The sequence below is a fragment of the Flaviaesturariibacter aridisoli genome (genome assembly GCF_004343705.1).
Classification (GTDB): Bacteria; Bacteroidota; Bacteroidia; order Chitinophagales; family Chitinophagaceae; genus Flavisolibacter; species Flavisolibacter aridisoli.
In genome coordinates this window covers 15,295-38,713 of record NZ_SKFH01000013.1, presented here as the reverse complement: position 1 = coordinate 38,713, position 23,419 = coordinate 15,295, and the positions used below count along the sequence as shown (strand labels likewise).

The window sequence follows — 23,419 nt, the reverse complement described above, 5'->3', positions numbered from 1 at the left end:
CCCCAGGAGCGCCATTTCTTTTTCTTATCTAGTTATTTCAAGCCTCTATTAAAAAATCAACCAGTTAATGGACTAACCGGTTCTTTACAGGTTCCACCAGGGGTTCCGCCGTGCGGCGCCCATATAGCGCTTCATGTTCATCCAGAAAGCAAGGACCATGTAAATGATGACGGGCGAGCCGAAGGAGAGGAGCGATACGTAGATGAACCACATGCGGATGCGCGAGGTGGCGATCCCCATCCGCTCGCCGATAGCGGTGCAGACGCCGAAGGCCTGCCACTCGATAAAATCCTTAAGCCGGTTCATATTGCGAATGTATCGTTTTCCTTCCTTTTTACCGAAGGAGCAGCCCCGCTTTCGTACCGGGTTTTGCCATAAATTTGCACCACTTTACAGATAACTCTTCTACAAACACAGTGCCTGAGTTTGCACTCGGGCCTTAAAAAACAGAGCGCCCATGTTATTCGATCTCGAACTGATCCGGAAGGTGTACACTGAGCTCCCCCTGAAGGTGGCCGCAGCCCGCAAGCTGGTAGGACGGCCCCTGACCCTGGCTGAAAAGATTCTTTATTCCCATACGTTCACCCCGGCAGCGCGTGTGCTGGAGCGCGGCAAGGACTATGTCGACTTCGCGCCCGACCGCGTGGCCATGCAGGATGCCACGGCCCAGATGGCCCTGCTCCAGTTCGATACCTGCGGCCGCAGCCGCGTAGCCGTACCCTCCACGGTGCACTGCGATCACCTGATCCAGGCCCAGGTAGGCGCCAAGCAGGACCTGGACAAGGCCATCGACATCAACCGCGAGGTGTACGACTTCCTGTCGTCCATTTCCAATAAGTACGGGATCGGCTTCTGGAAGCCCGGCGCCGGTATCATTCACCAGGTAGTGCTCGAAAACTACGCCTTCCCCGGAGGTATGATGATCGGCACCGACTCCCATACCCCCAACGCGGGCGGCCTCGGTATGGTGGCCATCGGAGTGGGTGGCGCCGACGCCGTAGACGTGATGGCGGGCCTCCCCTGGGAACTCAAAATGCCCAAGCTGATCGGCGTAAAGCTGACCGGCAAGATGAACGGCTGGACCTCGGCCAAAGACGTCATCCTCTGGGTAGCGGGACAGCTGACCGTGAAAGGCGGCACCGGTGCCATCGTGGAATATTTCGGCGACGGCGCCGACAGCCTGAGCTGCACCGGCAAAGCCACCATCTGTAACATGGGTGCCGAGATCGGCGCTACCTGCTCCGTGTTCGGCTACGACGAGAAAATGGCCGCCTACCTCCGTGCTACCGGCCGCGAAGAAGTGGCTGATTGCGCCGACGGCGTTCGCCAGCACCTGCGCCCCGATCCCGAGGTATATGCCAACCCCGCCAAATTTTACGACCAGGTGCTCGAGCTTGATCTCAGCACGCTGGAGCCGTACGTCAACGGTCCCTTTACACCCGACCTGGCTACGCCCATTTCCAAAATGGCCGAAGCGGTAGCCGCCAACGGCTGGCCCGACACGGTGGAAGTAGCCCTCATCGGATCCTGCACCAACTCCTCCTACGAAGACATTTCCCGCTCCGCCTCCGTGGCCGCGCAGGCCAAAACGAAAGGGCTGAAGGTGGCTTCCGAGTTCACCATCACCCCCGGTTCGGAAGTGGTGCGCTATACCATTGAAAAGGACGGCTACCTCAATACCTTCGGCGAGATCGGCGGTATCGTTCTGGCCAACGCCTGCGGTCCCTGCATTGGTCAGTGGGCCCGTCATATGGACGATCCGACCCGTAAGAATACGATCGTGACCTCCTTCAACCGCAACTTCGCCAAGCGCAACGACGGCTTTGCCTCCACCCATGCTTTCGTGGCATCGCCCGAACTGGTAACGGCCTTCGCCATCGCCGGCCGCCTGTCGTTCAACCCCCTCACCGACAAGCTGACCAACGAGAAAGGCGAGCAGGTGCTCCTCGACGAGCCCAAGGGCTACGAGCTGCCGCCCACCGGCTTCAAGGTAGAAGACCCGGGCTACCAGGGTCCGGCCGCCGACGGCTCGAACGTACACGTGCTCGTTGCCGGCGACAGCACGCGCCTGCAGCTCCTGGAGCCGTTCCCGGCCTGGGAAGGCACTGACCTGAAAGGCCTTCGCCTCCTCATCAAGGTGCGCGGTAAGTGCACCACCGACCACATCTCGATGGCCGGTCCCTGGCTGAAGTACCGCGGTCACCTCGACAACATCTCCAACAACATGCTGATCGGGGCGGTCAACTTCTTCAACAACGAAACCGACAAGGTGAAAAACGGCCTGACCGGTGAATACGGTCCCGTGCCGGCCACGCAGCGTGCCTACAAGGCCGCCCGCCTCGGCTCGGTAGTGGTTGGCGACGAGAACTATGGTGAAGGCTCCTCCCGCGAGCACGCCGCCATGGAACCCCGCCACCTCGGTGTGCGCGCCATCCTCGTGAAGAGCTTCGCCCGCATCCACGAAACGAACCTGAAGAAGCAGGGTATGCTGGCCCTCACCTTCGCCGACAAGGCCGACTACGACAAGATCCAGGAAGACGATACGATCGACATCATCGGGCTCACCGACTTCGCGCCCGGCAAGCAGCTGACCCTCGTGTTCAACCACCAGGACGGCACTTCCGACAAGGTCAAAGTGAACCACACGTACAACCAGCAGCAGATCGAGTGGTTCAAGGCCGGTTCGGCACTGAACCTGATCCGCAAGCAGTTCGCGAGCGCGTAAGGCTGACGGAATACACGGAAATCACGGAATAGAACAAAGGCCCTTCGCATAGCGAAGGGCCTTTGTCATTGCGAGCGTAGCGAAGCAAACTACACCGCTACGCAGGCAGATTGAAAAAAGTAGGTTTCCTGCTTTGACTATGCGAGGCTCGGTTTCTATTGCGGACTGTCTTAAGGTCGGGGAGTTTGCCCCGAGGCTTCGGGACGCTGCGCGCGCAATGACGGCTGGCGCCGTCAACCTCCCCAGCGAAAGGATTCATTCTCGAGCCCGGCAAGGTCGATCACCCGGTCCACCACCGTGAGTGCAGCTTCTTCGATCGTCCTGGGCTTTGAATAGAATGACGGCGTTGCCGGGCAGATGATGCCGCCGGCGAGCGTTATGGTTTCCATGTTGCGGATGTGCACCAGGTTGTAGGGCGTATCGCGCAGCACGAGGATCAGCTTTTTGCGTTCCTTGAGCATCACGTCGGCGCCGCGGGTGATGAGGTCGTTGGAGATGCCACCTGCGATGCGGCCCAGCGTGCCCATCGAGCAGGGCGCCACGATGAGGGCATCGTAGCGCGCCGAGCCGGAGGCAAAAGGTGCCATGAAGTCGTTCTTCGAAAAGTAGCGGAAGGGAAAGCGCTCGTAGTCTTTTTCCCCGAGCTCCATTTCCCAGTTGTACTTCGCGTTGTCGCTCAGCACCACCGATACCTCCGAGCATTGCGCCTGCAGCTGCTCCAGTTTCTGGAGCAGGAGGCGCGCGTAGATGGCGCCGCTGGCGCCGGTTATGGCTACAGCAATTTTCTTCATCGGGCAATGGGATTTGGTTCGGCGGAATGCATCGGCGTTTCGGCCACCTGCAGCCAATAGGTGAAAAAGCCGCCAATGACGCGGCGCGTGCCTTCCAGCGACGACGGCTTGACTACGTAGCTGTTGGCACCGGCGGCGTAGCAGCGTCCAACAAAGGCCGCGTCGCGGCTGTCGCCGAGCAACACCACGGGAATGGCGCGCCATTCGGGCCGCGCACGGATCGCTTCCAGGATGTCGAGGCCCGTTTCGGGCTTCAGGTTGAAATCAAGCAGCACCAGGATCGGCACCTGCTCTTCCAGCGCGGCATACAACCGCGCCGAGCCGGGCACGAAACGCAGGGGCAGGTCGAGGCCCAGGTCGTTCAATATATCAATGGTGAGTTGCTGGTCGTCGCGGTCTTGTCCCAGCATCAGGATGTATGGTTCGGAAGCCATGGAGCGCATTTGGGTAAAAGTACGGCAGGAGCGGGCTCGGCAATCGGGAATCGGCATTGAGGGAACTAACGCAGCTGCTATTTGATTTTTATGATTCGCGGCAGCTATTGTTACTACGAATCGAATCACATTAAATCATAACCATCTGCGTATCCCGCTTACGGGATCTGCGTTTTTGTCTATCGCTTCGTGGGATCGTTTGCCTCGGCGTTTGCGCGGGTACTGTCGGGCGCGGGCTCCTGCTTTTTGCGGCGGCGGAACAGGTCCTTGAACGAGCTGAACTCTTTGCGGTACGACAGTTTGGCCCCCGCACGCTGGTTGTTGATTGTCTTGGTTTGGGTCCCACTTACCAGCAGGTCGGGCGATTGGGTGTAGAAGAAGGTAGCGCGGATGGAGCCCGAACGGTTGATGAGTACATCGACACTGACGTCGGGGTAGAGGTAGATCCGCTGGTTGATATCATTGTTGTTACCGGGTATCGGTACGTCGAAGGTGCCTCCCAGCGTGATCTGTACACGGTCGCCGGCGGGTGCGCTCAGGCTGACGTTCAGGGAGCTGGTATTAACACCAAAACCGCGGTTGGTCTGGGTGATGAGATCGCGGTTATACAGGGAGCCGGAGAAGTTGAGCGTCACTTTGTTGTTGGCCAGCACCCGGCCCAGCACCTGGTTCAACAGCTTGTTGACCTGGCTGAAGAGAAGTCCCGAGAGCGTGCTGAACGTAAAGTCGTTGATGACGCCGCTGCCCTGGCCTTCACCGGTTTGATAGGGTGCAAAAGAGTTGAAGACGATCAGGTAGGTCACCTGCTTGGTGATCTCGTTGGGATTGTTTTCGATCTGCTGCAGGCCATAGGCGAAGGACGGATTGGAGCGAACGGGGCTCGATTCGGGGAAGTCGAGGTTAAACTTGAATTTCGGCTGGAAGAGCGCGCCGGTCAGTTCCACCGCCACAAACACATCGCCGCGCGCGCGCTCCAGGCGGGTGTCGTTGAGGGCGAGGCTTTGCACCAACGGACCAAAGCGCACGTTCTCGGCATTGTATACCGCCTGGATGCTCACCTGCGCGTTGTAGGGATCGCCGTTCCAACGGATATAGTTGTTGGCGTTGGGTTTCAGTGTAAAGGGCTTTTTGAAGAACGACTGGAACGTAAACAGGTAATTACCGTCGGTAATGAAGTAGGTACCGTTGATCGACAGGGGCTCGTTAGTGCCCGAGCGGATGGTGAGGTCGCCGTTGCCGTGGCCGCGGATGGCGTCGCCCGTGAGGTCGTCGAGGATCACCTCGATGTTCACCAGTGGGTTGGCCGTCAGGTTCACGTTGTAGTGCACGTTGGAGGCGCCCGTCGACAGGTTCGTGGGCGTCATCTCCGTGCCGTATTTGCGCTCCACCAGGAAGTCGGCAGCGCCCGACTCGCGGTTCTTCGAGGGCGGCAGCGTGATCCACGACGAGTCGCGGTCGGAGGCGCGCACGTCGATGTTCATGTTCATATTCTCCTGCGGTCCCTGCAGCGAGAAGGTGCCGGTGCCTTTGGCGCGCCCGTAGAAGGTCTGGTTGTCGTTGTACGTCGTGTTGATCAGTGTTATGGGCCCGTTGTCGGTTTTCGCCACGAGGTCGAATACCATGTTCTGGAAGCCATCGTGTGCAATACTGCCATTAATGGTGGCCGTGCGTCCCTGGCGTTCAGCAACGGAGGCCACCGAATCATCGCGGAGACGCAGGTGGTCCAGGCGGATGGCGTGCTCCTGCAGGTCGATCTCGGTATCGTAAAGCCAATAGCGCACCTGCGTAAACTTCACCTTCATCGAGGCGTCGCGGAGGCGCGGCTTGCCCACGTAGCGCCGGTTGGCGCCTTCACCTATGATGGCCAGCTCGCCGGTTACAAAGCCGCGCAGGTCGCTGAACAGGTTGCCGACGAAGTTTTCCAGGTAGGTCACCGGGTAGTCGATGGCCTGCAATACGATGCGGTCTTCGTGGGTATTGCTGCTGTCGTCCACGTCCATATCCACGTTGAACTTCAGCTGGTGCGCCGCGTCGATCGTGTTGCCGGTAGCCCGCAGTGCGCCGGTGCGCTTGTTGTAATTGAGGTGCGCCTGCAGCTGGCCTACCGAATCGTTGTCTACCCGCAACTGCTCGGTCTGGATATCGGCCGTCACGTAAAACAGGTTCTGCGGATCCTCGATGCGCACCTCGCCGTTGAGCAGGCCTTCGATGCGGTTCTTGCGTACGAGGAAGGGGGAGATGTCGCCGAGGTTCAGGTTTTTCAACGCGATGTGCAGGTCGTTGAGGTTATTGCCGCCGCCCTCCGCAGGCACGGTACTGAGGCGGATCTCCTGGTTCGACTCGCGCAGCACCACGTTGCCCTCGGTTACCGTATTTCTACGGAAGTCGAGCGTGCCGCCCTGGTCGATCGTCCAGGTTTTTCCGTTGAGTACAAAAGAGGACGGCCGGAAGAGGATGCTCAGGCCGTCGGCGAACGTGTTGACGCGCGCCGAGAGGCTGGCCTGGTTCACCACCTGGTTGGAATTGGTGCTGATATCGAAGTCCGACACGTCGTGGCTGGCCCGGACGGTGAAGCGGGTTTCGGGCAGCTGGATGCTGTCGTTGATCACGGTATTGCCCACGGCGCCGTTGAGCACGAGGCTGTCGAGGTTGCCGCGCGCATTAACGCCGATACCCGTGAAGGCGTATTGGGAAAAGCCAAACTGCGGTACGTCGGCATCGAGCGTGAGCGTGTTGGAGGCAAGGTCGAGGGCGCCGCTGACTTCGGCGTTGTTGCCGCCGCTGAGACGCGGGTCGAGCAGCTTCAGGTAGTCTTCAATAACGCCCGTTCGGATGTGGAAGGTAAAAGACTGCCGCGGCAGGTTGCTGTGCCGCGGGGCGCGGATGTAGGCAGGGTAGTAGCGGTTCAGGAACAGCATGAACGCATCGGGCATCGAGGCGAGGTCGAATTGCCCGCGCACTTCGGCGTCGAGCTCGTTGGAGCGCACGCTGAGCGTGCGCACGCCGCCGGTCACCAGCGAGGATACATAGAGCGAGTCGAACGAAAGGCGTCGCCCGTTCTGCAGGAGGATCGCGTCGGTAATGGCCGCCGTGCCCGTGAAGTCGGAAAGCGAGCGGCCTTTCAGTTTCAGTTTGAACGTTCCGTTGAGCGCAAGTTCCTCCTTCGACAGCCCGAGGGCTTTCAGGTTGCCGCGTACGATGTTGGCCGTGGCGTCGAAGGTGGGCTCGTTGCCACCGAAAGTGATTAGTCCTTTGAGCGTCGCCTCCACGTTGGGGTCGTTGATGCCGAAATCGCCGTTGAAGCTGTTGCTGTTCAGGTGGCCTTTGGCCGTGACGTTGCGGTAGGTGTAGCCGCGAAACTGTATGCGGTGGATGAGGCCATTAACGTCCATATCCAGCTGGCTGCGCGTAAAGCCGCGGCCCTTCACGTTGCCGTGGAAGTCTACGATGCCGAGGTCAGTGTTGTTGAAGAATTGGCCGAGGTTGAACGATTCCGTAGAAATACTGCCCGAATACACCGGTGCGCCGCCGCGGGGCAGCTTCATGTTGAGGTCGGTGCGCAGCGAGCCCAGGGCGGTGTGGAGGGTGCCGTAGGTGACGAAGTCTCCGAAGAAGCCCGTGTAGGTGCCCGCGAAGCGGATCGTGCCGAGCTTGCGCAGGTTGGGCATCGTTACGCGGCGCAGTGCCGGCACGAAGGCCACCGCATCGTTGTAGCTCGTTACGAGGTCGCGGGCGTCGACGTTGAGAAAGGCATGCTCCGGGTCGGTGAGCCCCTGTACGGAGAAGTCGCCGTTGAGGGCCGTCTGTCCGGAGCGGAGCTGCACGCCCTTGCCGGTGAAGTCGTCCACGAGGCCCTTCACGCGCCCGCTGATGGCAAAGCTCCGTTTCCAGCTTTTGAGGGCGGGTGCGAACAGTGCGATATCGTCGGAGGTCACATACGAGTTGTCGAAGTGGCCTTCCATCTTGACCTTGTCTACGAAGTCGCTCATGTCGTCAAAAGAAGCGAAGCGCATGGCGAAATAGTTGCGGAGCGTGCTGCTGTTGGTGCGGATCAGCAGCTTGTCGAATTCCATCAGCTCGGGGTGAAAGCGCAGGTCGGCGCGGAGGGTCTTTACCTGAAGTCCGCCGCGCTCATGGGCCACGAGGTCGGCGCGGGCCGTGACGGTGTCTTGTACGAAGCGAACATTCTTCAGGGTGCCCGTGATGCCCTGGAAGTCGATATGGCGCGCGTCGAAATAGGGCTTGGTGCTGCCCAGCACACCGTCCTTGTCGGAACGGAAGCGGGCGTTCTTCAACTGCAGGTCGGCCACGCGGATCCAGAGGCGCCCGGGGTTCCAGCGCAGCGTGGCGGTGCCGGCCTTCTGCGGCTGTGCCTTCGCCCAGGCTTTGGAGGCCGCCGTCCGGGTGCCCGGGTAACCGAATTCGTGGTAGGTCGCATCTTCAAGGAGGAGGCGGTCGATGTCGACGATGTTTTTGGTCAGGCTGAGTTCCTTTGCGTCGAGGTCGAGCCAGCCGACGTTCGCATAGAGGTCGGCGCCGCGCCAGCCGTCTTTTTCCTGGAAGTGCAGGTTCTGGATCTTCACCTTTTTCAAGGCGAAGTCGATGCCCGATTCTTTTTTCTTCCCGGTGGAAGGGGAGCTGAAATAGTCGATGAGGTACTGGTAATTCCAGAGCGAGTCGCTGCGCTGCAGCTTGACGGTGGCGTCTTTAAGACCGATGTATTCGAGCTCGGCCTTGTCTTTCAGGAAAAACCAGTCGGTGATCCGCACCTGCAGCAGGCCGGCCGCCAGCAGCGTGTCTTTGTGGCGGTCTTCCAGCAGCACGCCTTCCATGTTGAGCTTGTTGAAGAAGCCGATCGACACGTGTTCGATATGCACGCGGCTCTGCAGCTCGCGCGACAGGCGGGCCGTTACCTTGTGCACCAGCCAGTTCTGGCCCCATTCGGTTTGCACGAATGCCAGCGTAAGGCAGATCAGTATGAGCAGGGAAAGCAGGACCGCACCTAGTATTTTAGCCGCTCGTTTCAGTCGTAGTTCCGTTTAGTATGTGTAAAAATAGCCTTTTGCACTCCTTAGCCCCGTTCAAAATGGCCTGTCGGTAACAAAGAGATGTGAAAATTCACAGCGGGTTTGCCGGCGAACGATGGCGGTGTGCCAGGGCGGTCGCAGGAATCCACTGTATCTTACAGCCCTGCAATACTTTTGCCATGAAACGAATCCTTGTCGCCCTTGCCTTCCTGCTGTCCCTGTGTGCAGGTGCCCAGAAAATAACGAAGAAGTCCGCGAAGCGCCCCGACTTCATGCTCGTGATCCACGGCGGCGCGGGCAACATCCTCAAAAAGAACATGACCCCGGAGTTGGAAGCCGCGTACCAGCGCGGGCTTCAATCCGCCCTGCAGGCGGGCTATGCCGTGCTGGAGCGTGGTGGCACCGCGCTCGACGCGGTGGAGGCCACCGTGCGGGTGCTGGAAGACGACTCGCTCTTCAACGCCGGGCGCGGCGCGGTGTTCACCAATGAAGGCCGCAACGAGCTAGATGCCGCCATCATGGACGGCGCCACGTTGAAGGCCGGCTCGGTAGCTTCGGTCACTACGATCCGCAACCCCGTCACCGCTGCCCGCGCCGTGATGGAAAAAACGGAGCACGTAATGCTGATCGGGCCGGGCGCCGAGAAGTTCGCACAGCAGCAAGGGCTCGACATCGTGGACCCGTCTTATTTCTACACGGCCCGCGCCTGGCGCGCCCTGCAGCGGGCCAAAGCGCTCGACTCGGCACAGGTGCAGCAAAGGGAAGGCGCCGGCAACCCGAAGCAGGAAGCGCTGCTCCGGCAGCCGGGCAACCGCGATAATAAATACGGTACGGTTGGCGCCGTGGCGCTCGACAAGGCAGGCAACCTTGCCGCCGCCACCTCTACCGGTGGCATGACCAACAAGAAATTCGGCCGCGTGGGCGATGCCCCCATCATCGGCGCGGGCACCTTCGCCTCCAACGCCACTTGCGCCATCAGTTGCACGGGCTGGGGCGAGTTTTTCATCCGCCTGTCTGTGGCCCGCTCGGTGAGCGACCTGATGGAATACAAAGGCTGGACGGTGCAAAAGGCCGCCGACGAGTTGATCCAGAAAAAAGTGCCTGCCCTCGGCGGCGACGGCGGCCTCATCGCCCTGGATAAAAACGGGAATTTCACCATGTCGTTCAATACCCCCGGCATGTACCGCGGTTATATCGGCCCGGATGGAAAAGGCGTGGTGAAGATTTACAAAGACTAAGACCGGGAGGGAATGGGATAATGGATGATACGTCCGCATGCCGTAGGTATGCACGCATTCCGGGCGGGATGCTGCCCGACTTCCGGAGCGCGTCCCTACCTACGGGATGGGATTCAGGCGGCTTGCCCGGGCTTTTCGGAGCCAGTCCTATGCCGTATTGCGGAAGGCGGTTCCGGAAGTTTCCGAATCGCTTTCCGTTTTGCGAAAACGCTAACCAGTTGTTTGCCAGGATTTTACCCTTCCGCCGTATGCGGAACGCATCCAAAACGATTTTTGTAGTCTGCCGCCGCATGCGGAGCGGGTAGAAAACCACCACATTTCCCCGTTATTTCCGGTAAAAGATCTTGCCGACGCTGACGCCCACGATCCGGTGGCGGATGGCCGGGCCGAAGTCGTTGTTGTTGAGCGAGCCGATGCCCTGCTGGAAGTGGGCGTTGAAGAAAAGGCCTTTGGCGCTCTCTACGCCGAAGCGCACGATCACCGAAGGCGTCAGGCGGCTGTAGCCCTGGCCCCCGAATTTCATGTCGCGGTCGACGACGTTCCCGCTTTTGACCGTTACCTTTTCGTTGCCCTTCAGGTTCAGGTCGAGCGAGGGACCGAATTGCACGTAGGCGCCCCGGTCTTTGGTCTTGCCCATGTAGATAGTGAACAGGGGCGCCAGTTCGGCGGTGTGCAGGCGCAGGTCGTTGGCCACCGCATCGATGCCTGGGTTGCTCGAGGTGTCGGTGAGGGCCACGGAAAAACCTTTAAGGCTATACGTGAGCGAAGGGGAGAAGAACAGCCGTCCTTCGAAAGGAATTTTCGCTACGACGCCGGCATGAAGACCGACCTTTCCCGTGGTGGCCATTTCCTTCCCATGCAGGAAATAATTCGCGGTCGTGTATTGCGGACCGGCGATGGCGCCGAACTCGGTTTTTTGGGCCGAAGCCGTCAGGCTGAAAAGGGCGGCGGCCAGGGCGCCAAAGCTGTGTCGGTAGAAAGGCATGCGGAAGGCAGCGTGCGTTTAGATGAATTGGGCGGACAAGATACGGTTTTTGCCCCATCCGCCGGTAGCCATAGCTTTAGCGAAGGCTGCCCCCAACCCCTCCCCAAAGGGAAGGGTAGAAAATTCAGTAGCCGGCGGCTGCGTCATCGCCGCGACCGTCGCCGATGGCGACCATCCGTCCGCCGGGTAGTACCTGAATGAGCTCGGTGCGGCCGATCTGCGGGCGTTCTTCCAGCTTGTAGCCCATGGCTTCCAGCTGCTGCCGTACTTCTACGGGAAAGCCTTTTTCCACGTACACCACGTCGGGGAGCCACTGGTGGTGAAACTTGGGCCGGTTGACCGCCGCCTCGGGATCGAGCCGGAAGTCGACCAGGTTTACGATCGACTGGAACACCGAGGTGGGAATGGTGGTGCCTCCCGGCGTACCTACCACGGCCCAGGGGCGGCCGTTTTGCAGCACGATGCTGGGTGTCATGCTCGAAAGCATCCGCTTGCCGGGCGCGATCGCGTTGGCCTCGCCGCCGACGGCGCCGTATAAATTCGGAACGCCCGGCTTGGCGCTGAAGTCGTCCATCTCGTCGTTGAGCAGGAAGCCCGCGCCGCCGATGACGGTCTTGCTCCCATAACTGTTGTTGAGCGTGGTGGTTACCGACACGGCATTGCCATCGGCATCAAGCACACTCAGGTGCGTGGTTTGCTCGCTCACTTTGCGGGGCGCGCCGGGGCCGGTAAGCGTGCTGCTGCCGGCGCGGCCGGGCACGTAGTCGCGCATGCGGGCGCGCAGGTAGGCGGAGTCGAGCAGGCCGGCCTGCGGCACCGGGTAGAAATCGGCGTCGCCCATATGCTCGGCGCGGTCGGCGAAGGCGCGGCGCTCCACTTCGGTCATGAGCTGCACGGCGGCTGCGCTGTTGTGCCCGTAAGCGGCCAGCGGGTAGCCTTCGGTCATCCGCAGCATTTGCGCCAGCAGGGTGCCGCCGCTGCTGGGCATGGGCATCGAAACAACCTCGTATCCTTTATAGGCAAACCGCAGCGGCTCGCGCCACTTGGCGGTATAAGCCGACAGGTCGGCGGCGCTGATGATACCGCCGCCACGTTGCATTTCTTCCACCACGAGGCGGGCCGTCTCGCCGCCGTAAAAGCCCGGGAGCCCTTCGTCGCGGATGCGGCGGAGGGTGGCGGCCAGCTCGGTCTGGCGCAGGGTGTCGCCCGCCTTCCAGGGTGTTGCGCGCACGAAGGCGGTGGGGCGGCTGTTGTATTTCAGAAAGGAGTCGCGAAAATGATTCAGGCCCGCGGCCTCGTGTTCCGTGATGGCGAAGCCGCCTTCGGCCAGCTCGATGGCCGGGGCGATCAGGTCGCGGAAGGGAAGCCGGGCGTAGCGGTGCGTTTCGAACAGGCCTGCCACCGTGCCCGGCACGCCGCCGGAAAGGTGCCCGCTGATGCTTTTGGTGGGGTGCACCGCGCCTTGTGCGTCGAGGTAGAGGTCGCGGTGGGCGGCCGCCGGGGCGGTTTCGCGGAAGTCGAGGGCCAGCGTTTTGCCGGCGGCCGTCTGGCCCACGAGGAAGCCTCCGCCGCCGATGTTGCCGGCACCGGGGTACACCACTGCGAGGGTCAGCTGCGTGGCGATGGCCGCATCAAAGGCATTACCGCCCTTTTTCAGGATGGCCAGGCCCACCTGCGACGCGAGGGGATGGGCGGAGACGACGGCCCCGTGCGTGGCTTCCGCTTTTTTCTGCACCGAGTACTGAAAAGGGTAGACGGCCAGTTTTCGCGCCGGGGTACAGGCGAGCAGGGTCAGGAAGGGGAGCAGGAGCAGGTTCCGCAGGTTCAAAGGATTCATTTAATTTTATTGAAGGACCCGTGACGATTCCGGGTTATCCGGCCAAAGCTAAAAATAAACCGCTCCTTTATGAAACGTCGTTTCTTGCTCGCCGCAGCGCTGCTCGCAGGCGCCCTTCAACTAAACGCTCAAAGCTCCCGAGTGCTCTTGCAGGAGGACTTCAGCAGCAACCAGAATGGCTGGCTGCACGAAAAGACGAACCAGTATTCGTTTGCGGTTGCGGAAGGAAAATATTACATCCACTCGGGCGGCGGCAGCTGGTTTGCCACCATTCCCATCGACCTGCCCGGTTCGGGAGACGTGGAGATCAGCTTTACCGTGCGTAAGCTTTCGGGTACGGATGCCTATTATTTCGGTCTCTGCGCCGGCCTCGACCCGAAAAGCGGCTACTTTCATTTTGCCGGCATCACCGGCAACGGCGACTTTGTGTTGGCCAACAAGGGAGCGGAGCCGGCGGATATCATCCGCAGCGAGACTAACGACTTCGTAAAGCGCGGCAACAGCGAGAATACGGTGGTACTCCGCAAGCAAAACGGGTATTTTACCCTGATCATCAACGGGAAGCGGGCCGGGATCGTGCGGGCGCAGGCGCTGTACGGGAGCAACATCGGCTTCCGGCTTTGGTCGGGGTCGGAAAGCCTCGACATCGCCGTGGACTCAGTTACTGTCCGGAGGCTTTGATAGATGGAGAATAAAAATTATTTTTGGAGTGTCCTTGCACCACGAACGACCTGTTGTCAGTAGCGCGTACCGAAACCCGTCCGGCCTGGCAACATAGCCCTCCGCGCAAGCGGGGGGCTTTTTATTTGCCCCGGAGGCGCGCTACTTTTTCCTGCAGTTCCTTCGGGCAGTGTTCCAGCATCTGGTCCACGATCTGGTGCACCTGCGCAAAGGTGAGCGGCTTCGTCACGAAGCCGGCGCCGTACTGGCGGGCGCGGAGCGCATCGTGGGGCTGCGTGGAGGTGGTGAACAGCACGATGGGCACCTCGTCGTAGTGCGCCAGGTTGCGGAGGTGGCGCAGCGTGGCGATGCCGTCGAGCACGGGCATGTTCAGGTCGAGGATGATAAGGCCGGGCTGCGGCTGCAGCGGCCGGAGGCCCTCCACGTATGCGAGCAGCCGGTCTCCGTCGGGGAAGGTCAGGAGCTCGAGGATGCTGCCATAGTCGGCGAAAACCTCGGTGAGCAGCTGGCGGTCATCCGGGTCGTCGTCGGCGTACAGGATCAGGCTTTTGGGCGGCAGTGATTGGGTCATGGCAGTTTTGGTTCTTTGGTAAGCAGCGCAGGTTTATCGTCCGTCGTTCCCGACGCTTCCGGGGCCGTCTTTCCCGTCCAGGTCGCGCACGTTGACCTGGCTCAGGTAGGGCAGCAGCACGTCGGCGTCGGTGGTCACGTGCAGGTGCGCCACCACGCGCCGGTAGTGCCGGTAGTAGACTTCTACGTAAAATCCGTATAGTTGAAACAGGACGATCATCCGTTCTTCCAGCTTTCGCTTTCCGATGTATACTCCTTCCCGGTGCAGCAGGCGAAGTTGTTGCTCCGCGCTTAGTTCACTGAACTCTCCCGCACCAATCGCTTTTTTCGTCATACGCTGAAAACTATTCTGATTCGACAAAGTAATGCTTCCTCTGATTGCGGGCAGGTTCAAGTTATCCCCAGTGGGGGCGGTTGTGCGTGGTTAACTGGTTTCCGCGAAAAGCAGGCCAATTCACGCTCCGGCGTAACTTGCCGCACAAAATAACGGCACATGCGTCGCTCTTTCCTACTTGTTTTTCTTTGCTCGTTGCTGGTGTTTCACGTACAGGCTCAGCTGCAGTCGCCCGATGCGTTCCTCGGTTACCCGCTCGGTACCCGCTACACTCCGCACCACCGCATCGTGAGCTACTTCCAGGCTGCGGCGCAGGCTGCACCGGCGCAGATGCGGCTCGTACAGTACGGAAGCACCAACGAAGGCCGACCGCTGCTGCTGGCCGCGGTGTCGTCGGCGGAGAACATCGCGCGCCTCGATGCCATCCGCGCCAACAACCGCGCCCTGTCGCGCACCGGTGAAGGCAGCGGCAGCGCCGCCGGCGCGCCGGTGGTCGTGTGGCTTTCCTACAACGTGCACGGCAACGAGCCCTCCTCTTCGGAGGCGGCGCTCAAGACGCTTTACACGCTGCTGAGCCGCGGTAACGGCAACGCGCAGGAGTGGCTGAAAAATACCGTCGTGCTGATCGACCCCTGCCTCAACCCCGACGGCCGCGACCGCTATGTGAACTGGTTCAACTCCGTGGTGGGCAAAGGCTACGACGCTACCCTCAGCGCCCGCGAGCACCGCGAGCCCTGGCCCGGCGGCCGCGTCAATCACTATTACTTCGACCTGAACCGCGACTGGGCCTGGCAAACACAGGTGGAATCGCAGGCCCGCCTGAAGGTGTACCAGGAATGGATGCCGCAGGTGCATGTAGACTTCCACGAGCAGGGCATCAATAACCCCTATTATTTCGCGCCGGCCGCGGAGCCCTACCACGAGGTGATCACGCCCTGGCAGCGCCGCTTCCAGGAGGTCATCGGCCGGAACCATGCGAAGTACTTCGACCAGCAGGGCTGGCTCTACTTTACGCGTGAAGTATTCGACCTGTTTTACCCGGCGTACGGGGACACCTACCCGCTTTACAACGGCGCCATCGGCATGACCTACGAGCAGGGCGGCGGCCCCGCCGGCGGCCTCGCCGCCGTGACCAATACCGGCGACACGCTGAAGCTGACCGACCGCATCGAGCACCATTTTACCACGGGCATGAGCACGATCGAAACGGCCTCGAAGTACGCCGCCGATTTGGTGAAGAACTTCCAGGATTATTTTACGAAGGCGTCGAACGGAGGCTACAGCGAGTACGCCAATTACATCATCAAGCACAACGACCTGGACGAAGCACGCATTCTTTCGCTTCGTGCATTACTGCAAAAGAATAACATCCAGTGGCGCACCGGTCTCAGCGGAAGTATGCGTGGGTTCAATTATTCGAACGGGCGCCAGGAAGCTTTCCGGGTAACACCCATGGATATGATCATCCCGGCGCACCAGGCCCAAGGCTCGTTGTTGCGGGTGCTTTTCGAGCCGAACCCGAAACTTTCGGATTCGGTCACTTATGACATCACGGCCTGGGCGCTGCCCTACGTGTATGGTCTTCAGGCCTACGCAACCAACAACAACATCAGCGGCGGAATCGCGCGGGTGCTGATGGACCGCGAGGTAAGCAAAGAAGCGGTACCGGGCAGCGCGCCGCCTTTCGGATACGTTGTCGCCTGGGATGGCGTGGCGTCGGCGCGCTTTGCCGGCAAGTTGCTGCAACAGGGCTACCGGATCCGCTTTGCGCAAAAAGATTTTACCAGCAACGGAAAGGACTTTCGCCGCGGAAGCCTCATCCTGCTGCGGAATGGCCAGCCCGAAGGTTTTGCCGAAACAGTACGGAGCCTGGTGCAGGAGAATAAATTGAAATGGAGTGAAGTCTCTTCCGGCCTCGTGGAGCGCGGCCTCGACTTCGGCTCTTCCTCCGTGCGCCCGCTCGCCGCCCCGCACGTGGCCCTTATTGCCGGCGAAGGCAGCAACAACAATGCGGTGGGCGAGGTGTGGCACTTCTTCGAGCAGGAGCTCGATTACCCCGTGTCGCTGATCAACAGCACCGACTTCGGTCGCACCGATTGGAGCCAATTTCAAGTGGTGATTTTACCCAATGGCAATTATCGCTTCCTGTCGGAAAAAGTCAATACCGACGCCCTGCGCAGCTGGGTGTCGAAGGGCGGCCGCCTCATTGCCCTCGAAGGCGCGGTGGCCCAGCTCGCCGGCCTCGATTGGGGCCTCAAGCAAAAGAAAGCGGAGGAAGGCGACGTGAAGAACACCTACGCCAACCTGCGCCGCTACGAAGACCGCGAGCGCGACGAGATCCCGAACTTCACCCCCGGTTCGATCTACCGCGTGGAGCTCGATAACACCCACCCGCTTGCCTTCGGATATCCCGGTACTTATTACACGCTGCGGCAGGATGACCGGAGTTACGAGTTTCTCAGCGAAGGCGGCTGGAACGTGGGCGTGGTGAAAAAAGACCGACCCCTGGCCGGCTTCGTGGGCAACCGCCTCCAGCCGCGCCTGCAGGACGCCCTCATCCTGGGCGTTCAGGAACTCGGGGCCGGGCAGGTAATTTATTTTACCGATGATGTGCTCTTTCGATCCTTCTGGGAAAACGGCAAGCTGCTGATGGCGAATGCGGTGTTCCTTGTAGGACAATAAATGAAAGAACGCACCTTCGGCTACGCTCAGGCTGACAAATACGATTCCACCTGAGTTTTTCACGATTCACGATTGACGACTCACGATATGAAAAGATTGCTGACTGTATTTCTACTGTTTACGCTGGCGGCAAAAGGGCAGGAGCCCGCTTTTAAAACGTCCGCCGATATTTACCTCGGCCTGCGCAAGCTCAACGTGCTGGGTTCGGTGCTCTACATCGCCGCGCACCCCGACGACGAGAACACGCGCCTGCTGACCTACTTCGCCAAAGACCGGATGTATCGCACGGGTTACCTGTCGCTCACCCGCGGCGACGGTGGTCAGAACCTCATCGGCGATGAGCAGGGCGTTGAGCTGGGCCTCATCCGTACCCAGGAACTGCTTGCGGCCCGCCGCATCGACGGCGCCGAGCAGTTCTTTTCCCGCGCCTTCGACTTTGGCTTTTCCAAAACGCCCGTGGAGACCTTCACGAAGTGGGACCGCGAAAAGATCCTCTCCGACGTAGTGTGGGTGATCCGCAAATTCCAGCCTGATGTCATCATTACCCGCTTCCCCACCACCGGCGAAGGCGGTCATGGCCACCATACGGCTTCGGCAATTCTTGCCAACGAGGCCTTCACCGCAGCTGCCGACCCGAAGCGCTTTCCCGAGCAGCTCCAGTGGGTGAAGCCCTGGGCGGCCAAGCGCATTTTGTGGAACACCTTCAACTTCGGCAGCACCAACACTACCAGCAACGATCAGTACCACTTCGACGTGGGCGGCTACAACCCGATCCTGGGCAAGAGCTACGGGGAGATCGCGGCGGAGAGCCGCAGCCAGCACAAAAGCCAGGGCTTTGGTGTACCGCGCCAGCGCGGCGAAGCGCTGGAATATTTCAGGCAAACGGGCGGTGAAGCCATGCAGGGCGACCTGATGGATGGCGTGAAAACAGGCTGGGACCGCATTTACGGCGACTCCGTCCGGACCCGCGTGGATGCCGTGATCGGCAGGTTTGATTTCATGCACCCGGAGGCTTCCGTAGAAGGGCTGGTGGAACTGTATAAGTACATCCGCGGAAACGTTCCGGCCAGCGGCGAAGCAGGCTTCTGGCGCGATCAAAAGATGGAGGAGCTGCGGCAGTTGATCCAGGCAGCCAGCGGTCTCTGGTTCGATGCTTGGGCGAATGAACCTTTCGTCGTTTCCGGTGACACGGCCCGCATCAACTACCTCGTGAACAACCGGCTGGGCGTACCCATGACGCTGAATGGCATCTCGGTGGGAAACGCCGCGGACAGCATCCGCAACCGGGTACTGCAACGCAATTTGAACCTGAGCGGAGTCCTCGCCGAAGTTGTGGACAGCGTATATGCGTCCACTACACAGCCTTACTGGCTGGATGAAAAAATGACCGAGGGTATGTTCACGGTTTCCGATCAGCAGATGATCGGGCGTCCGCAGCTGAACAACGGGCTTTACGGAACCATCTGGGTGAATATCTACGGGGTATCGCTTCGCTTTGAGGCCCCGGTTCGTTACCGCTATACCGACCCCGTGAAAGGGGAGCTCTACCAGCCATTTGATATTGTGCCGCCTGCTTCGGTGCGTGCGGAACCCGGTGTGCTGCTGCTGGCGAAGGAGCGTGCCGGTGAAGCGCAAAACCTGGAAGTGCACGTGATGGCCAACAAGGCGCTCGCAAAAGCAGCGCAGGTGCGTATCCAGGCGGGTGCGCAGCAAATGGAAACGAACGACCGCCTGGAACTGGCGCGCGGCGCGGAAAAAGCGTATACGTTTACCATCAGGGGAACAAAGGATGGCCCCAGCCGGCAGAGCGATTACACCGCGTCGGTGCAGCTGGACGGAAAGGGAGCGCTGCGCTCCGATATGCGCACCATTTCGTACAATCATATTCCCACGATCCGCTATTTCCGCGAAGACCGCGTGCGGGTGCTGGATATCGACTTGAAAACGCGCGGCAAAAAGATCGGCTACATCGTGGGTGCCGGCGATAAAGTGCCTGCGGCGCTCGAACAAATGGGTTACGAGGTGACCCTGCTGGGGGAAAAGGAGACCGCCCGCAACAACCTGAAGCAGTTCGACGCGATCATCAGCGGTGTGCGCGCCTACAATACGGCCGAGTGGCTCAACACCGCCTATCCGAAGCTGATGAAGTACGTGGAGGACGGCGGCAACCTCATCGTGCAATACAACACCTCCAACCAGATCGGGCCGGTGCGCGCCCGGATCGCTCCCTATGATTTCAACATCACCCGCAACCGCATTACCGACGAAAATGCGGTGGTGACCTTCCTGAAGCCGGAGCACCCGGTGCTGCTGTTTCCCAACAAGATCGGTCCCGACGATTTCAAGGGCTGGGTACAAGAGCGGAGTATCTACCATGCCGCCACCGCGGGGCTCGACGCACACTTTGAGCCGATACTCCGCATGGCCGACCCCGGAGAGGCACCCGACGATGGCGCGCTGGTGATCGCACCCTATGGCAAGGGCTTCTTCAGCTACACCGGACTCGTGTTCTTCCGCGAGCTGCCCGCCGGTGTGCCCGGGGCCTATCGCCTGCTCGCCAACCTCCTTGCCCTGAACCAAAAGAAGGAGCTCTGATGACCAGGCCCCCGAATAACACCCGCCGCCGGATGGGCATCGTGCTCGTACTGGTGCTGGCCCTGGTGCTGGGAAGGATTTTCAAGAATGTCACCTTCGGACTGGTGATGGGCTTGCTGCTGGGAGTGCTGGCCGGTGGCCTTAAGCGGCACTAGGGCATTGAATATTGAATAATATCTGTTGAATAATGTATCATGCGGGTATGATTGCCGGAGCTTCTGCTTTTCAATAAATATTATTCAATAAACATTATTCAATCATGAAGGAAAAAGTGCCCCTTTTCCGATCCTGGACTGCCTGGTACGTGCTCGTGTTTGTCGTGCTGCTGGCGCTGATCGTCTTTTTCTGGTACCTAACCCGCCGCTACGCATGAACGGACTCGACTGGACAGTGCTGGTGCTAACCCTGCTGGGGATCGTGCTGTACGGCCTTTACAAGAGTCGTGCGAGCCGCAACCTGGAGGGCTACTTCCTGAGCAACCGCAGCGCGCCCTGGTGGCTCGTGCTGCTCAGCATCATGGGCACGCAGGCCTCGGCCATCACGTTCTTGTCGGGGCCGGGGCAGGCCTTCGCCGACGGTATGCGCTTCGTGCAATACTACTTCGGCCTGCCGCTGGCGATGATCGTCATTTGCATCACCTTCGTGCCGCTGTTCAACCGCAGCCGCGTGATCACGGCCTACGAATTCCTCGAGCAGCGCTTTGATGAAAGGACGCGCCTGCTCACTTCTTTCCTTTTCCTGCTGCAGCGCGGGCTTTCCACCGGCATCAGCATCTATGCGCCTACCATCATCCTGTGTACTTTATTCGGCTGGAGTGTGTTCTGGACCAACATCCTTATGGGCGGCCTGCTCATCATCTACACCGTGGCTGGCGGCGCGCGTGCCGTGGCCTACACCCAAAAGCTGCAACTGTTCATCATCTTCGCCGGGATGGCGCTCGTAGGTTATTGGGTGGTGCACCTGATGCCTCCGGGCGTTGGGTTTTCCGACGCCCTGCACGTGGGCGGCAAGCTTGGTCGCCTCAACATCATCACGAGCGGCACTACGGAAAAAGGCTTTAACTGGAACGACCGCTACAACATGTGGAGCGGCGTCATCGGCGGCTTTTTCCTGGCCCTTTCGTACTTCGGCACCGACCAGAGCCAGGTGGGCCGCTACCTCACGGCGCAGAACAATACCGAGAGCCGCCTGGGCCTCCTGATGAACGGGCTTGTAAAGATCCCGATGCAGTTCGGCATCCTGCTGATCGGGGTGCTGATCTTCGTTTTCTACCAGTTCCAGGGAACGCCGCTCACCTTCGACCGCCAGCTGACCGACGACCTGCGCGCTTCGCGCTATGCCGATTCGGCGCGCCTGCTGGAGCAGCAGCATACCCGGATCCAGGAGCAGCAGGGCCGGAACGCGCTGGGCTTTACGCGCTGGGCGGAACGCCCCGGGTCGGACTCCTTCCGCTATTACAGCGCGGAATTGAAATCGGGGCAGGAGGCGGCCCGCGCCGGCCGCAGCCGCTACCAGGCCTGGAGCAAGGAGCTTACGGGAAACGATCACAACGATACCAACTACGTGTTTCTCTCCTTTGTGCAAAGCTGGCTTCCCGCCGGCCTCCGCGGGCTGCTGATCGCGGTGATCTTCCTGGCGGCCTGGGGCTCCATCGCGGCGGCACTCAACGCGCTCGCGGCGAGTACGGTGGTAGACTTCCACAAGCGCCTGCGGCCTACGGCCAGTGGCGAGGACGACTACAAGCTGTCGAAGGCGTACACGCTGGCCTGGGGCCTGTTTTCGATCGTGGTGGCGCAAACGGCGCACCGCCTCGGGCAAAGCCTTATCGAAACGGTCAACATCCTGGGCTCGCTGTTCTACGGTGTCATCCTGGGCATTTTCCTTGTGGCCTTCTACGGCAAGCGCATCGGCGGCCGGGCAGTGTTCGGGGCGGCCCTGCTGGTGGAAGTATTCGTGATCGCCCTGTTCTTCAACGAAAACATCCCCGGGCTTGCGTTCCTGCCCGACGTATCCTTCCTCTGGCTCAACGCCATTGGAGCCCTCGGCGTCGTGCTGCTGGCGCTGCTGCTGCAGGCTTTGTTCTTTTCGCGGAAGACGGGGCGCATGCCCCGTTGACGCCCCGGCGCAACCCGTTGCCCGTTCGGGTCAAAAACACTATTTTTTCTTTCATCAAAACCAACACAATGGGATTTTTTTCGTCGCTGCTGGGTAATGCCGGCGTAGCCGACCCTGCCGAAATGAACAAGGAATACGGAAACCTGCTGACGGAAAACGAGCAGCTGGAAATCGGCTTCAAGCTGCTGCGCGATGTATTCCTTTTTACCAACAAACGCCTGATCCTCGTGGACAAACAGGGGCTCACCGGCCGCAAGATCGAGTACTTGTCCGTGGCCTACAAAAGCATCACGCGCTTCAGCATCGAGACCGCCGGTCACTTCGATCTCGACGCCGAACTGAAGCTCTGGATCTCCAGCGAGGTAAACCCGAGCATCACCAAGAAATTCAACAAGCAGGTGAACATCTATGACCTGCAAAAAGTGCTTGCAAAGCACGTACTCGGTTGAGCAGACCGCTGCTGCATAAAAAAAGAGACGCGCCCAGCGCGTCTCTTTTTATTTGGTTATCAGGCGTCTGATAGCACAGCCGACTTTATTTCAATGTTACCTGCAGCTTTTCATTCAGCTTCACGTAGTCGGGGTTGCCTTGGTCTTTGGCGAGCTGCATTGATTTTTGCGAGGCGGCCATAGCTTCCTGCTTGCGGCCCAGCTTCGACAGCGCAACGGCGCGCTGGTACTGGATCCAGTAGGCATTCGGGTTCTGCTCCACGGCTTTGTCGAACCAGGTGAGGGCCTGATTGAGGTCCTTGTTGTTGTCCATGTAATACATCGCAGCCGAGAAGTAAGGCCGGTTGTCCTTGTTCATCAACTGGTCGATCTGGCCCATGATCTTCTTGTCGCTGTCGATCGTGATGGGTACGTTAACGGCGGTGCGGTCCCACATGATCTGGAGGTCCATAGCGTTGTTCTTTATGTTGCCAAACTGCATCGTGAAATTTTCCACCGGGATGGGCATTGTCGTGCTGGGCACTTTGAAACGGAAAAGGTCGAGGTCCTGCTTGTAGTCGGTGCCCCAGTTGGCCGTTCCTTTATTGATGATGATCTCCCATTCTTTTTCGCCGGGGATGGTAAAGACGGCATATTCGCCGGCCTTGAGCGGTTGACCGCCAATGGTCACGTCATCTGCGAACTTAAGGCGCGTGGCGCTGTTGGCGCCGGTGCGCCAAACCTGTCCGAACGGCACAAGGTCTCCGAAGATCTTGCGGCCGCGCATAGAGGGGCGCGAGTAGTTCAGCTCAACGGAAGAAATGCCGAAATCCTGGCGCAGCATCTGCGACGGGCTCGGCGCCGGCGTGCGGAGCTGCTGGGCATCAGCAGTCAGCATCAGGCAGGCGGCAGCAATCGTTACGAATACGCTTTTAAGCATAGTTTTTTGGTTTTGGACAAATGTAAACCATCTGCTA

Annotated in this window: 17 protein-coding genes; 8 read left to right on the top strand and 9 right to left on the bottom strand. The window is 60.0% G+C overall.

Annotated elements, in window-relative coordinates; genetic code table 11:
• Positions 1 to 84: 84 nt before the first annotated feature.
• The gene (locus E0486_RS09900; RefSeq protein WP_131852009.1) at positions 85 to 306 is read right to left on the bottom strand and encodes a PspC domain-containing protein; all 222 of its coding nucleotides are present in this window, start codon (positions 304 to 306) and stop codon (positions 85 to 87) included.
• 151 nt (positions 307 to 457) lie between these two features.
• Here E0486_RS09900 and E0486_RS09895 point away from each other — a divergent pair, with 151 nt between their 5' ends.
• Positions 458 to 2,725, top strand: a complete 2,268-nt coding sequence (locus E0486_RS09895) for an aconitate hydratase (protein ID WP_131852008.1) — start codon at positions 458 to 460, stop codon at positions 2,723 to 2,725.
• Between the two features lie 233 nt (positions 2,726 to 2,958).
• Here the strand turns inward: E0486_RS09895 and E0486_RS09890 are convergent, their stop codons facing one another.
• The 3 genes from E0486_RS09890 to E0486_RS09880 all read right to left on the bottom strand — a co-directional run bounded on the left by E0486_RS09890 (position 2,959) and on the right by E0486_RS09880 (position 8,902).
• A complete protein-coding gene (locus tag E0486_RS09890) occupies positions 2,959 to 3,516 on the bottom strand; it encodes a UbiX family flavin prenyltransferase (protein ID WP_131852007.1) in 558 nt (185 codons plus the stop codon).
• Complete coding sequence (locus tag E0486_RS09885) at positions 3,513 to 3,950, bottom strand: response regulator (protein ID WP_165917274.1); 438 nt, start codon at positions 3,948 to 3,950, stop codon at positions 3,513 to 3,515. The genes E0486_RS09890 and E0486_RS09885 overlap by 4 nt, the downstream gene beginning before the upstream one ends.
• 179 nt (positions 3,951 to 4,129) lie before the next feature.
• A complete protein-coding gene (locus E0486_RS09880; protein WP_131852005.1) occupies positions 4,130 to 8,902 on the bottom strand; it encodes a translocation/assembly module TamB domain-containing protein in 4,773 nt (1,590 codons plus the stop codon).
• Positions 8,903 to 9,156: 254 nt separating this feature from the next.
• On the opposite strand from E0486_RS09880, the gene E0486_RS09875 reads away from it, so the two are divergent.
• The gene (locus E0486_RS09875) at positions 9,157 to 10,215 is read left to right on the top strand and encodes an isoaspartyl peptidase/L-asparaginase family protein (RefSeq protein ID WP_131852004.1); all 1,059 of its coding nucleotides are present in this window, start codon (positions 9,157 to 9,159) and stop codon (positions 10,213 to 10,215) included.
• A 325-nt stretch (positions 10,216 to 10,540) separates the two neighbouring features.
• On the opposite strand, the gene E0486_RS09870 is transcribed toward E0486_RS09875, so the two are convergent.
• Together E0486_RS09870 and ggt are read right to left on the bottom strand one after the other, a co-directional pair.
• Entirely contained in the window at positions 10,541 to 11,200 is a 660-nt protein-coding gene (locus tag E0486_RS09870; RefSeq protein ID WP_131852003.1) for a porin family protein, read from the bottom strand.
• A 124-nt stretch (positions 11,201 to 11,324) separates the two neighbouring features.
• A complete protein-coding gene (gene ggt / locus E0486_RS09865; protein ID WP_243697414.1) occupies positions 11,325 to 13,028 on the bottom strand; it encodes a gamma-glutamyltransferase in 1,704 nt (567 codons plus the stop codon).
• A gap of 78 nt (positions 13,029 to 13,106) precedes the next feature.
• On the opposite strand from ggt, the gene E0486_RS09860 reads away from it, so the two are divergent.
• Complete coding sequence (locus E0486_RS09860; RefSeq protein WP_131852001.1) at positions 13,107 to 13,718, top strand: hypothetical protein; 612 nt, start codon at positions 13,107 to 13,109, stop codon at positions 13,716 to 13,718.
• 121 nt (positions 13,719 to 13,839) lie between these two features.
• Here E0486_RS09860 and E0486_RS09855 read toward each other — a convergent pair whose 3' ends face one another.
• Positions 13,840 to 14,289, bottom strand: a complete 450-nt coding sequence (locus E0486_RS09855) for a response regulator (RefSeq protein ID WP_131852000.1) — start codon at positions 14,287 to 14,289, stop codon at positions 13,840 to 13,842.
• A 33-nt stretch (positions 14,290 to 14,322) separates the two neighbouring features.
• Positions 14,323 to 14,622, bottom strand: coding sequence for a hypothetical protein (locus E0486_RS09850; RefSeq protein ID WP_131851999.1), 300 nt, complete (start codon positions 14,620 to 14,622; stop codon positions 14,323 to 14,325).
• 159 nt (positions 14,623 to 14,781) lie between these two features.
• Between E0486_RS09850 and E0486_RS09845 the strand changes: the two genes are divergently transcribed.
• From E0486_RS09845 to E0486_RS09830, 5 genes are all read left to right on the top strand, one after another.
• The gene (locus tag E0486_RS09845; protein ID WP_131851998.1) at positions 14,782 to 17,304 is read left to right on the top strand and encodes a M14 family metallopeptidase; all 2,523 of its coding nucleotides are present in this window, start codon (positions 14,782 to 14,784) and stop codon (positions 17,302 to 17,304) included.
• Positions 17,305 to 17,391: 87 nt separating this feature from the next.
• Positions 17,392 to 19,899, top strand: a complete 2,508-nt coding sequence (locus tag E0486_RS09840) for a PIG-L family deacetylase (protein WP_131851997.1) — start codon at positions 17,392 to 17,394, stop codon at positions 19,897 to 19,899.
• A complete protein-coding gene (locus E0486_RS18845) occupies positions 19,899 to 20,054 on the top strand; it encodes a hypothetical protein (RefSeq protein ID WP_165917273.1) in 156 nt (51 codons plus the stop codon). The genes E0486_RS09840 and E0486_RS18845 overlap by 1 nt, the downstream gene beginning before the upstream one ends.
• A gap of 214 nt (positions 20,055 to 20,268) precedes the next feature.
• On the top strand, positions 20,269 to 22,014 hold the full coding sequence (locus E0486_RS09835; RefSeq protein ID WP_131851996.1) for a sodium:solute symporter family protein: 1,746 nt from the start codon (positions 20,269 to 20,271) through the stop codon (positions 22,012 to 22,014).
• Between the two features lie 68 nt (positions 22,015 to 22,082).
• Complete coding sequence (locus E0486_RS09830; RefSeq protein WP_131851995.1) at positions 22,083 to 22,463, top strand: PH domain-containing protein; 381 nt, start codon at positions 22,083 to 22,085, stop codon at positions 22,461 to 22,463.
• A gap of 85 nt (positions 22,464 to 22,548) precedes the next feature.
• On the opposite strand, the gene E0486_RS09825 is transcribed toward E0486_RS09830, so the two are convergent.
• Positions 22,549 to 23,382 carry a DUF2911 domain-containing protein gene (locus E0486_RS09825; protein WP_131851994.1) on the bottom strand — a complete coding sequence of 278 codons (834 nt, stop codon included), beginning with the start codon at positions 23,380 to 23,382 and terminating at the stop codon, positions 22,549 to 22,551.
• Positions 23,383 to 23,419 lie beyond the last annotated feature (37 nt).

Bases quoted from the DNA above. Each gene is read 5' to 3' on its own strand.
- E0486_RS09900 (WP_131852009.1), bottom strand. From the start codon at position 306: ATGAACCGGCTTAAGGATTTTATCGAGTGGCAGGCCTTCGGCGTCTGC.
- E0486_RS09895 (WP_131852008.1), top strand. From the start codon at position 458: ATGTTATTCGATCTCGAACTGATCCGGAAGGTGTACACTGAGCTCCCC.
- E0486_RS09890 (WP_131852007.1), bottom strand. From the start codon at position 3,516: ATGAAGAAAATTGCTGTAGCCATAACCGGCGCCAGCGGCGCCATCTAC.
- E0486_RS09885 (WP_165917274.1), bottom strand. From the start codon at position 3,950: ATGGCTTCCGAACCATACATCCTGATGCTGGGACAAGACCGCGACGAC.
- E0486_RS09875 (WP_131852004.1), top strand. From the start codon at position 9,157: ATGAAACGAATCCTTGTCGCCCTTGCCTTCCTGCTGTCCCTGTGTGCA.
- E0486_RS09870 (WP_131852003.1), bottom strand. From the start codon at position 11,200: ATGCCTTTCTACCGACACAGCTTTGGCGCCCTGGCCGCCGCCCTTTTC.
- E0486_RS09860 (WP_131852001.1), top strand. From the start codon at position 13,107: ATGAAACGTCGTTTCTTGCTCGCCGCAGCGCTGCTCGCAGGCGCCCTT.
- E0486_RS09855 (WP_131852000.1), bottom strand. From the start codon at position 14,289: ATGACCCAATCACTGCCGCCCAAAAGCCTGATCCTGTACGCCGACGAC.
- E0486_RS09850 (WP_131851999.1), bottom strand. From the start codon at position 14,622: ATGACGAAAAAAGCGATTGGTGCGGGAGAGTTCAGTGAACTAAGCGCG.
- E0486_RS09845 (WP_131851998.1), top strand. From the start codon at position 14,782: ATGCGTCGCTCTTTCCTACTTGTTTTTCTTTGCTCGTTGCTGGTGTTT.
- E0486_RS09840 (WP_131851997.1), top strand. From the start codon at position 17,392: ATGAAAAGATTGCTGACTGTATTTCTACTGTTTACGCTGGCGGCAAAA.
- E0486_RS18845 (WP_165917273.1), top strand. From the start codon at position 19,899: ATGACCAGGCCCCCGAATAACACCCGCCGCCGGATGGGCATCGTGCTC.
- E0486_RS09835 (WP_131851996.1), top strand. From the start codon at position 20,269: ATGAACGGACTCGACTGGACAGTGCTGGTGCTAACCCTGCTGGGGATC.
- E0486_RS09830 (WP_131851995.1), top strand. From the start codon at position 22,083: ATGGGATTTTTTTCGTCGCTGCTGGGTAATGCCGGCGTAGCCGACCCT.
- E0486_RS09825 (WP_131851994.1), bottom strand. From the start codon at position 23,382: ATGCTTAAAAGCGTATTCGTAACGATTGCTGCCGCCTGCCTGATGCTG.